The sequence below is a fragment of the Ramlibacter aurantiacus genome, from assembly GCF_016722895.1.
Taxonomy (GTDB): domain Bacteria; phylum Pseudomonadota; class Gammaproteobacteria; order Burkholderiales; family Burkholderiaceae_C; genus Ramlibacter; species Ramlibacter aurantiacus.
Genome location: NZ_JAEQNA010000007.1, coordinates 295,591 through 306,211, shown reverse-complemented (window position 1 = coordinate 306,211; position 10,621 = coordinate 295,591). Strand labels below are relative to the sequence as shown.

The following is a 10,621-nucleotide window of genomic DNA, read 5'->3' as shown; positions in this document are numbered from 1 at the left end:
GACGCTGTAGTTCCAGGTGACCACGCCGCCGGTGCCGTTGCCCGTCGTGTCGGTGGTGACGCTGGCGGTGAGGGTGCCCAGGGCGCCCGAGCTGGCGGTGACGGCGCTCACGCTATGGACGTCGGTCAGGTCGACGTCGCTGAACGAGATGGTGCCCGAGTCGGTGAGGTCGCCTGCCGGGCTGACCAGCTCGGCGACCGCGCCGGTGACGTCCTCGGTGGCGACCACTGGTACGTCATTGGTGCCGGTGATGGTGACTGTGAACGACGCCGTCTGGGTCGACGAGCCGTCCACGTTCGTTTGCCGCACGGTGTACGTGAATGTATGCGACACCTTCTGCCCGGCGGCTAGCGAATTCGCGTCCGTCGCATCAATGGTGTAGCTGCCGTCGGCATTCAGACGAACCGTTGCGCCATTCAACCCCGGGATCGCAATGGCGCTGCCAAGGACTCCGCCGCTCCACCCTGTGACGGTCAGCACATCGAGCGCGGACGCTCCGTCGTTGTAGAGGACATTACCTATTGCCGAGGCATCTTCCGTCGCGCAAGCCGTGTCATCGGCCGGTGAGATGACCCTGAATGTCGTCTCACCCGTCTTCGAACTCCCACTGCGTGAGGTCTCGAACGTTCCATCTAAGTTGGCATCCATGCCCACGGACGTGATCCGCGCGCCGAATGCCACTTCGCTGAAGTCTGCAAGCGTAAGGTTCCGCAGCGACGAGTCGAGCAAGAAACTAAAGGACCGTACGTCGTCCTTACCCAGCCCCGACGTGCCGATCTCAAGACCGGCGTCATAGCCGCCGTTATCGCCCGTGAGGCCATGCATGTTCGCTCCGCCACCCAGGTCGACGATCTTGTCGTCGCCCTGCTGGAACTCAGTCACCGTGCTGGTGCAACTGAGAATCTTCATGGTGCCGATCAGCGATTCATTTGCGACGTCAAAGAACAGGCCCCGGAAGTCACCGACCATGCCGGCGAGCTGCGTCACTTGAAACAGCAGCGTGCCGTCTGCTTGTTCTGTGATCGTGACTTGGACGACGGGAGTCGTGCCTTTCTCAGTCGAGGTGTCGTTGATCAGGAACGTCATCGAGGCCATGGGCAAACTCCTTCAGCGCGACGGTCTGCCTCTTGAGCAGGCCAAAAAAGGGCGGCTGGGCGTATGAAACGCCCAGTTACATTTGGGAGGGAAAGTGTAGAGCCTAGCTAGACGCTTGTTAATAAACCGTTACAACTTCTCCGGGATATCCCTATTCCCAGCCGAGCAGCAAGCAGCTTGTTTGTAGGTCGGAACGTTCAACAATCCTCCTGCTGCTCAGCCAGATGAATATAGAAAATAGAGCGTTTCAACTCGACAACGCTGCTGCCGACAATTACTGCAGAACCGCGGGGGATAACCTGATATGCCAGAGATGACGGGCGTCCAGGCGGTCGGGGGTGTGGCTCGCGAGCGGTGTGGGCGTTGCACAAATACGCCAACGCTGCGGCTGCTGAACTGAATGCGCGGAGAAGCGGGCGGTTGGTCTTGGATCTGGCTCGACTGCAGTGCACCATTTGCCCAACGGCCGCAATCACCGTGTAACAATACGTTACGCGTTCTGTCCGGCTCCACCTTCGCAAGAGACTCAGCACATGCCCTGTCCCACCTGCAAATGCGACGACTGGACCCCGGTCGCGTCGTCCCAAGAGGCTCCGTCCTCTGTACTTGGCAGCCTCACGTCCGGACTGCGCTCCCTCTTCCGCCGCTCTTCCGGCTCCGCCTTCCCCCGCCGCCAGTGCCTGCGCTGCGGCATGGTCTACAACAGCCGACCCGGTCGGCACGATGAAGAAGACGAGGAAGTGATCGCCGAGCGCATGTCGCGCCTCGAATCACAGATGTCGGGATTCCGCTCCTCCTGGTCCAGCCAGCTGGACAGCATCCCAGACGCGAACGGCCTGCAGATGCGACCGAAGGAAGAAATGGCGAAATGCCTGGTCTGCGGGCATTTCGCGGTGATCGATCCATCGCCGGCCGCGGCCTGCCCCAAGTGTGGCCGGGTGTACGAGAAGGTCCAGGCCGCGGTGGGCCAACGCAAAGGCGCCTGAGCGCGCCGCCAGTCTCAGACCTCAGGCCTGCGCCTGCCGCTGCGCCCCCAGGTAGGTGTCGATGACCCGCTCGTCGCGCGCCAGTTCGCTGGCCGGCGCGTCCAGCACCAGTTCCCCCGTCTCCAGCACGTAGCCGTGGTCGGCCACCTGTAGCGCGGCGCGGGCGTTCTGTTCCACCAGGAGGATGGTCACCCCGCTCGCACGCAGCCGCTCGATGGTGGCGAAGATGTCTTTCACGATGAGCGGCGCCAGGCCGAGGCTGGGCTCGTCCAGCATCAGCAGGGTGGGTCGCGACATGAGGGCGCGGCCCACCGCCAGCATCTGGCGCTCGCCGCCCGAGAGGGTGCCGGCTTCTTGCTTGCGCCGCTCCAGCAGGCGCGGAAAGAGCTGGAACACCACGTCGAGCTGATCGCGCCACTGCCGGTTACGCAGTCGCAGTTGGCGGAAGGCACCCAGCAGCAGGTTGTCCTCGACGCTCATGCTGCCGAACAGCTCACGCCGCTCGGGCACCAGAGCGATGCCGCGCATCACGCGTTCTTCGAGGGACAGCGGGCCGAGGTCGTCCCCTTCGTATTCGATGCGCCCGCGCGAGGGCAGCACGCCCATGAGCGCATTGAGCAGGGTGGACTTGCCCGCGCCGTTGGGGCCGATGACGGTGATGACGCTGCCCTCGGCGGCTTCCAGCGTGATGCCGTGCAGCACCTCGGCACGGCCATAGCCCGCGTGCAGGTCGTGCACGCGCAGCAGGGGAGATGAAGTTGTGGTCATGAGCTGTGAGTGGTGGACATGCTGTGCATCACGCTCCTCGATGCCGCCGCCGAAGGCGCTTCGGGGGGGTCAATGTTCCGTGCCCAGGTAGGCGGCGCGCACCGCGGGACTTTGTTGCACTTCCGGCGGCGTGCCTTCCATCAGCCGCGTGCCGAATTCCATGACGACCATGCGATCGCAGACCTGCATCACCAGGTCCATGTCGTGTTCGACCAGCAGGATGCTCAGGCCCTCTTCGCGCAATTGCCGCAGCACGGTGGCCAGGGCCTGCTTTTCCTTGTAGCGCAGGCCGGCCGCGGGCTCGTCGAGCAGCAGCAGGGCCGGGTCGCCGCAGAGCGCGCGGGCGATCTCCAGCAGGCGCTGCGGGCCCATGGCCAGGTTGCCGGCGAGTTCGTGCATGCGGTCGCCCATGCCCACCCGCCGCAGTTGCTGGGCGGCCTCGCGCAGCAGGCGCTGTTCTTCGGCGCGGTCGAGCCGCAGCATGGCCGACAGGGCACCGCGATGGCCGCGCAGGTGCGCGCCCAGGGCGACGTTCTCCAGCACGGTCATGTCGGGGATCATCTTCACGTGCTGGAAGGATCGCGAGATGCCGCGCTTGGCGATCTCGCGCGACGACAGGCCACTGATCGTTTCGCCCCGGTACTGCACGCGGCCCGAGGTGAGCGAGAGCACGCCGGTGATCAGGTTGAAGGTGGTGGACTTGCCCGCGCCGTTGGGGCCGATCAGGCCCATGATCTGCCCGGCCCGCATCTCGAAGCTCACGTCGTTCACTGCCACCAGCCCGCCGAACTGCTTGCGCACCGCCTCGACCTGCAGCACCACTTCGCTGTCCGCAGGGCGCGGTCGGTGCGCAAGGCCCGAGGCGCCCTGCAGGTCGAGGTCGGTGCGGCGCGCGCGCGGCCAGTAGCGGTCGACCAGCGACCACAGGCCGTCGGGCAGGTACTTGAGCACCAGCACCAGCAGGATGCCGAAGACGATGATCTCGAAGCTGCCGCTGGTGCCGATCAGCCGCGGCAGCAGCACCTGCAGCTGGTCTTCCATCAACTTGGTGAGGGCCGCGCCGGTGATCGCGCCCCAGATGTAGCCCGCCCCGCCGAGCACCGCCATGAACAGGTACTCGATGCCCCACTTCAGGCCGAAGGGCGAAGGGTTCACCGTGCGCTGGAAGTGCGCGAACAGCCAGCCCGACACGCAGGCGAACAAGGCGGCGATGAGGAAGATGCCGATCTTGTAGCGCAGCGTGTTCACGCCCATGGATTCGGCCATGCCCGAGCCGGTGCGCAGCGCTCGGATGGCGCGGCCGGGGCGTGAGTCGAGCAGGTTCAGCAGGGCGAAGGCGAACAGGAAGACCAGCAGCCACAGGAACACGAAGAAGGGCTTGCCGCGGCTCACGTCCCACTCGCCCAGCATCAGCGGCTGGATGCCGAGCAGACCGTCGTAGCGGCCCAGGGCGTCCATGTTGCCCATCAGGTAATAGAGCGCCAGGCCCCAGGCGATGGTGGCCAGCGGCAGGTAGTGGCCCGACATGCGCAGCGTGATCCAGCCCAGCACCAGCGCGCTGGCCCCGGTGATGGCCAGCCCGACCCACAGCGTGAGCCAGGGCGACAGGCCGGTATTGAGCGTGAGCCAGGCGGTGGTGTAGGCACCGATGCCCACGAAGGCCGCCTGGCCGAAGGAGGTGAGGCCGCCGATGCCGGTGAGCAGCACCAGGCCCAGCGTGACCAGGCTGTACAGCCCGATGTAATTGAGCTGGCTGACCCAGAACGGGGGCAGCGGCAGCAAGGCCACCAGCGGGACGAGCGCCAGCAGGATGAGGCGGGGAAGGACGTTGGAGCGCATGTCTAGTGGTCTTCGTCCGAATGAGGGCTGGTGATGGAGCGCCACAGCAGCACGGGGATGATGAGCGTGAACACCACCACTTCCTTGAAGGCGCTGACCCAGAACGAGGCGAAGGCTTCGACGATGCCGACGAAAAGCGCGCCCACGGCCGCCGCCGGGTAGCTGGCCAGCCCGCCGATGACGGCGGCGACGAAGCCTTTGAGGCCGATCAGGAAGCCCGAGTCGTAGAAGATGGTCGTGGTGGGCCCGATCAGCAATCCCGACAGGGCGCCGATCAGGCCGGCCATGGCCAGTGTCATCTGGCCGGCGGCGTGGCTGGAGATGCCCATGAGGCGCGCACCGACGCGGTTGATGGCCGTGGCCCGCAAGGCTTTGCCATAGACGCTGCGCTCGAAGAACAGCCACAGCAGCACCATCAGCGCGATGGTGGCGGCCGCGATGATGATGGCCTGCCCGTTGATGGTGAGGCCGCCCAGCGCCAGCCGCGCGTCCCAGAAGCTGGGGTTGCGGAAGCCCTCGGCGCCGAAGAACAGCAGTGCCAGGCCGGTCATGGCGAAGTGCACCCCCACCGACACGATCAGCAGCACCAGGGTGCTGGCGTCGGCCAGCGACTGGAAGGCCACGCGATAGATCAGGGGCCCGAAGGAGGCCACCAGGCCCACCGTGAGCACCGCCTGCACGCCCATGGGGAACTGGTGCGGCGCGGCCCACGCGGTGATGAAGGCCAGTGACACCGGCAAGGCCACCAGCCGCAGCGCCGACTTGAAGGCCGCGGCCACGCCGCGTCCCTGGCGCCAGGTGGTGAACAACTCCATGGCGGCGGCGACCGCGGCCAGGCACAGCAGCAGCCACACGGTGCCGGGCACCTGGCCCGTCTGCAGCAGGGCGAGGGTGAGGGCGCCGTAGGCGACGAACTCCCCCTGCGGCACGAAGATGATGCGGGTGACCGCGAACACGAGCACGATGGCCAGCCCCAGCAGCGCATAGATGGCGCCATTGGTGATGCCGTCGACCACCAGGATGCTCGCGATGGTGAAGTCCATGAAAAGCTTTCGTTGTTCTTCTGGCGCCCGCCCGGTGGGGCGCGATCATCGAGCCGCCCCGCGCCCCGCCGCGAAGAGCGGGGCGCGGGGGTGAACTTACTTCTGGACCTGCCAGTCGCCGTTGACCACCTTCACGATGACGGGGGATTCGTTGGTGAAGCCCCAGTGGTCGTCCTTGGTCCAGTTCAGCACGCCGTGCGAGACGACCGTGCGGCCCATGTTTTCAAACGCGTCACGCAGGGCGCTGCGGAATTCCGGCGTGCCGGGCTTGCCCTTTTGCAGGGCCACGGGAATGGCCTTCTCCAGCAGGATGCGCGCGTCGTAGGCATGGCCGGCGAACTGGTTGCGGCTGCCGGCGCCGTTGGCCTTTTCGTAGCTTTGCACGAAGTCGAGGGCGCGTTGCTTGGAAGGATGGTTGTCGGGCAGCTGCTCGGGCGCGATCACCGGGCCCGAGACGACGAAGGCGCCTTCGACATCCTTGCCGCCCACGCGCATCAGGTCGCGCGTGGCCGCGGCGTGCGTCTGGTAGATCTTGCCCTTGAAGCCGCGCTCGACCATGGCCTTGTGCGGCATGGCCGCGCCGCTGCCGGAGGCCACGATGAGCATGGCATCGGGGTTGGCCTGCGTCAGCTTCAGGGCTTGGCCGGTGACGCTGGTGTCGGTGCGGGCGAAGCGCTCGGCGGCCACCAGCTTGATGCCGGCCTTCTCGGCCAGCGGCTTGAAGTCGGTCAGCCAGCCTTCGCCGTAGGCGTCGGTGTAGCCCAGGAAGCCGACGGTCTTGATGCCTTCCTTCTTCATGTGCTCGACGATGGCGTGCGCCATGACCGCGTTGGACTGCGGCAGCCGGAAGCTCCAGGTGTCCTTGCCGGGCGGCAGTTGCGCCGGTGATGCCATCAGCTGCGGCGTGCGGCTTTCGGCGGCGACATCGGCCACGGCGATGGCTACCGGCGTGGCGGCCGAGCCGATGATCAGGTCGACCTTCTCATCGGTGACGAAACGGCGCGCGTTGCGCACGCCGGCCGTGGGATCGGTGGCGTCATCGAGGATGACCAGCCGCACCTTCTGTCCGCCGATGGTCTCGGGCCACTGCTTGAACTGGTTGTTCATCGGAATGCCCAGGCCCGAGGCCGGGCCGGTGAGAGGCAGGGTCACGCCGATGGTGACCTGGGCCATCGCGGCCGCGGACAGGGACGCCGCGGCGGCGGCGACCAGGACTTTCTTGAGCAGTTTCACGCTTGTCTCCTTCAGGTTGGGCCAAAAAAATTCTTGTGTTCGCCTCGATGCTGCATGGAAGCAGACTTCGCAACCGCAGCCACTGGGGCGGGTGTCCCCAGCCGCCGCGCAGCGGCCGGCCGTTCCAGTGCCGCCGCGGAACCGGCTTTGCCGGGCCGCTGGTGGCGCCCCTTGAGGGGGCGCGCCGAAGGCGCTTCGGGGTGGACCATTTCCGGGGTGGACCATCATGCCGGCAGGATCACGCCTGGCCGGCCTTCGTGCAAGGCCTGCACGTCGGCCGCGCGCCGCGTGAGCACGGCGCGCTGGTTGATGTAGCCCTTGTCGGTGATCTCGCCGGCGTCGGCATTGGGCGGCTCGGTCAGCACCAGCGCACGGGCCGGGCACTGCGAGGAGCCGCCGCCTTCCTCGCGCAGGCGCTTCAGCGCGGCAGCGATGCGGCCGGACAACTCGGCCGCATCGAGCGCGCCGGCCGCGGGGGTGGGGAACACCAGCACGCCGACGTCGGCCCGGTCATGGCCGGTGACCACCACGTCCTGCGCCAGCGGAGCCAGCGCCGAGACGACCTTCACGCGCAGGGTGCCGGCCGAGACCCAGGTGCCGCTGGACAGCTTGAAGTCCTCGGCGACACGGCCATCGAAGACCACGCCCTTGTCGGGTCGTTCGGGATCGGCCAGGTAGCCGGCGTCGCCGATTCGATAGAAGCCTTCGTCGTCGAAGGCCTGGGCCGTGAGGTCCGGCGCGTTGAGGTAGCCGGGAAACACGCTCACGCCTCGCACCCGCATCTCCAGCTTTTCGCCGTTGGGTACGAATTTCAGCTCCATGCCGGGCAGCACGCCGCCGATCACCCCCGCGCCGTCCAGCCACCAGTGGGCGCTGGTCACGGCGGGCGAGGTTTCGGTCGCGCCCCAGGAGGTGGTGAGCCACACCGGTTCGCCGCGCACGCGGGTGGCCAGGGCCTGCAGGCGGGACCAGGTGGACGGGGCGAGCGCCGCGCCGGCGTAGAAGATCACGCGCAGGCGGGCCAGCACCCGGCGTGCGAGTTCTTCGTCGGCCTCCAGCAGGGGCAGGGCCAGGTCGAAGCCGCGCGGCACGTTGAACCAGAGCGTGGGCTGGATCTCGGCCAGGTTGCGCAGGGTCTTGTCGATCAGGCCGGGGGCGGGGCGGCCCTCGTCGATGTAGAGCGTGCCGCCATTGCGCAGCACCATGTGAAGGTTGTGGTTGGTGCCGAAGGTGTGGCTCCAGGGCAGCCAGTCGACCAGCACGGGCTTTTCATGGTCGAGGAAGCGCCACACCTGTCCCATCATCTGCTGGTTGGCACACAGCATGCGGTGGGTGTTGATCACCACCTTGGGGTGGCCGGTCGAGCCCGAGGTGAGCAGGTACTTGGCGTGGCTGTCGGGGGTGATGGCCTCGAAGGCGCGGGCCACGGCGGGGGTTTCCGGCGTCTGCAGCAGTTGCTCGAAGCGCAGGGAGCCCGCCGGCCCGCCGCCCCGGCTGTAGACCACCGGAGCGGCCACGCCGCTGCCGGCGATGGCGGCGCCGTACACGGCGGGGTCGGAGGCATACAGCAGCCCGGGCTGCAGCGCGGCCAGGATGGCATGCAGCTTCGCGTGGTCCTTGCTCAGGCGGGTGTAGGCGCTGGACACGGTGCACGCGGGCAGGCCCACGTGCATGGCCGCCAGCTGCAGCAGCAGCTGGTCGAGCGAGTTGTCCGACAGGGCCACCACCGGGGCGCCGGCGGGAAGTTGCAGGTCGAGCAGGCCCTGCGCGATGCGGCCGACGCGCTCACGGGTTTCGCGCCAGGACAGCCGCAGCCAGTGCCCATCGGCACCACGCTCGGCAAAGGCCGGGGCACGGGGAGTCTCGGTGGCCCATTGCTCGAGCCACTCGCCGACGCAACGGGCATACGGGCCCAGCGGCTCGGGCGAACGCAGCACGAAGCCGCCCTGCGGCAGGCGTTCCAGCGCCGCATGGGCGGGGGCCAGCTCATCCGGCTGCGACATCCAAGGCGGGTGCACTCGCGAGTCCATACATGCCTGTATGTTCTAAAGCTTCGGACTGTAGAACGCGCAGGCAGACGAGGAGGTCAGGGAAAACGCGGACTCCATACAGGCATGTATGGAGTCGCCGCGCTTCCTACAATCCGCAGCGATCCGACCACCATGCCCACATCCAAGGCCAAGTCTCGAACCGACCCGGCTGTCACCAAGGGACAGCTCACGCCGGAACGCTGGATCGAAGCGGCCATCGAGGTGCTGGTGGTCGAGGGTATCGACCATGTGCGGGTCGACACGCTGGCGGCCGATCTCGGGGTCACGCGTGGAAGCTTCTATTGGCACTTCCGCGACCGGGACGACCTGTTGCGGCGTGTGCTGCAGGCCTGGCGGGCCCAAGCGACGGTGGACCTCACCGCGCGGCTGGAAGGCGGTGAGCGCGACCCGCGCGAGCAGATCCGCGACGTGCTCACCCTGCCGTTCCGCGGTCGGTCCGCCGCGCGCGCCGCCCGCATCGAGCTGGCGATCCGTGCCTGGGCCCGGCGCGATGACACGGCGCGGTTCGCGGTCGACGAGGCCGATGCGGCACGACTGGCCTACATCGCGCAGCTTTTTTCGGCGCTCGGGTTTGCGCTGTCCGAGGCACGCACGCGGGCCGCCTTGGTCTACGGCTTCATCGTGGCCGAATCGGTGTGCGCCAGCCTTCGTCTGCCGCCCGCGCAGCAGCAGGCGCGCAACGAGTTGGTGGAAAAGCTGCTGGTGGGCGGTGATCCGCCCCTCAGGCGCGGCTGAGGGCGAGGAACCGGCCGACGCTGAGCAACTGGCTGGCGGCATCTTTGCTGCCCAGTGCCTGCGCCAGCATCGGGCTGGGGTCGGACTCACCCGCGGCGGCGACCAGGCGCGCCACCAGTTCGGCCGCCATACGCACGTCACCGCGGACCATGTACTGGGCGGCCAACAAGGCGAAGTGTGGGTGAAACACCGCGCGTGGCTGCAGCTGCCGCACGAGCGCCAGTACCTCCGTGGGCTGCAGGTGATCGGGCAGGTTGAACATGCCGTGGAAACCGAAAGTCGGGCCGGGTCTCGGGTCCAGCTCGTAGGCGAAGCGGGCGGCGATTTCGAGTGGCGCGAAGCGGATGCCGTGCTGCTCTTCGAGCCTGTCGCGCCACAGCGAGCAGATGACGACATCTTCGGGGGTGCCGGGTTCGCAGCGCAGGCGCGGGTCGCGCAGGGCCTCGAGCAGGCGCCTGGAGCGCAGGGAGAAGCCGCCGTTGCCCACGTCGCGCCCGGGCAATCCGGCGGGCCAGCGCGCACCGATGTAGTCGTAGTCGAGGAAGGCGTCGTCCCAGCAGGCTGCATCGGTGATGAAACCGTCCCACTGCACCACGAGCACGTGGGAGGTCTCGATGTGCGTGCCAAGGTCGCTCAGCATGAAGTTCGAGTAGGCCTCACGCGACTCGAGCGGGGCGATCTTGATGATCAGCGCCGGCCCGGCATCGAGGTCTGCGTGGGTGAACAGCAGGGTGCGGGCGAAGCGCGCCTGGGCGGTGCAGCGGGCGAGGGCCTGGGCGGCCAGTCGCGGAGTCGCGGAATCGGCTGCGCAGAGGGTGACTTGGGGGAGGTTCAGGGACATGGAACGGCACCGTCGAGCTGAGGGCGCCTG

9 protein-coding genes are annotated in these 10,621 nt (G+C 67.5%); 2 read left to right on the top strand and 7 right to left on the bottom strand.

Features of this window, described 5'->3' with window-relative positions; genetic code table 11:
- Nucleotides 1-1,095 (bottom strand): VCBS domain-containing protein (locus JI739_RS18635; protein ID WP_201685429.1); only part of this gene is annotated, 1,095 nt, incomplete at its 3' end.
- Between the two features lie 692 nt (nucleotides 1,096-1,787).
- On the opposite strand from JI739_RS18635, the gene JI739_RS18630 reads away from it, so the two are divergent.
- The gene (locus JI739_RS18630; RefSeq protein ID WP_201685428.1) at nucleotides 1,788-2,081 is read left to right on the top strand and encodes a hypothetical protein; all 294 of its coding nucleotides are present in this window, start codon (nucleotides 1,788-1,790) and stop codon (nucleotides 2,079-2,081) included.
- 21 nt (nucleotides 2,082-2,102) lie between these two features.
- Here the strand turns inward: JI739_RS18630 and JI739_RS18625 are convergent, their stop codons facing one another.
- The 5 genes from JI739_RS18625 to JI739_RS18605 all read right to left on the bottom strand — a co-directional run bounded on the left by JI739_RS18625 (nucleotide 2,103) and on the right by JI739_RS18605 (nucleotide 8,967).
- Complete coding sequence (locus JI739_RS18625; protein WP_201685427.1) at nucleotides 2,103-2,849, bottom strand: ABC transporter ATP-binding protein; 747 nt, start codon at nucleotides 2,847-2,849, stop codon at nucleotides 2,103-2,105.
- 69 nt (nucleotides 2,850-2,918) lie between these two features.
- Nucleotides 2,919-4,688, bottom strand: coding sequence for a branched-chain amino acid ABC transporter ATP-binding protein/permease (locus JI739_RS18620; protein WP_201685426.1), 1,770 nt, complete (start codon nucleotides 4,686-4,688; stop codon nucleotides 2,919-2,921).
- Between the two features lie 2 nt (nucleotides 4,689-4,690).
- The gene (locus tag JI739_RS18615) at nucleotides 4,691-5,731 is read right to left on the bottom strand and encodes a branched-chain amino acid ABC transporter permease (RefSeq protein WP_201685425.1); all 1,041 of its coding nucleotides are present in this window, start codon (nucleotides 5,729-5,731) and stop codon (nucleotides 4,691-4,693) included.
- Between the two features lie 96 nt (nucleotides 5,732-5,827).
- On the bottom strand, nucleotides 5,828-6,904 hold the full coding sequence (locus tag JI739_RS18610; protein ID WP_201685456.1) for an ABC transporter substrate-binding protein: 1,077 nt from the start codon (nucleotides 6,902-6,904) through the stop codon (nucleotides 5,828-5,830).
- A gap of 284 nt (nucleotides 6,905-7,188) precedes the next feature.
- Nucleotides 7,189-8,967 (bottom strand): feruloyl-CoA synthase, encoded by a 1,779-nt coding sequence (locus JI739_RS18605; RefSeq protein WP_201685455.1) that lies wholly within the window; start codon nucleotides 8,965-8,967, stop codon nucleotides 7,189-7,191.
- Between the two features lie 159 nt (nucleotides 8,968-9,126).
- On the opposite strand from JI739_RS18605, the gene JI739_RS18600 reads away from it, so the two are divergent.
- Nucleotides 9,127-9,750 (top strand): TetR/AcrR family transcriptional regulator, encoded by a 624-nt coding sequence (locus tag JI739_RS18600; RefSeq protein ID WP_201685424.1) that lies wholly within the window; start codon nucleotides 9,127-9,129, stop codon nucleotides 9,748-9,750.
- Here JI739_RS18600 and JI739_RS18595 read toward each other — a convergent pair.
- Nucleotides 9,737-10,591: a DUF5672 family protein gene (locus JI739_RS18595; RefSeq protein ID WP_201685423.1), complete on the bottom strand. Its 855-nt coding sequence runs from the start codon at nucleotides 10,589-10,591 to the stop codon at nucleotides 9,737-9,739. The two genes, JI739_RS18600 and JI739_RS18595, sit on opposite strands and share 14 nt — an antisense overlap.
- Between the last annotated feature and the right edge of the window lie 30 nt (nucleotides 10,592-10,621).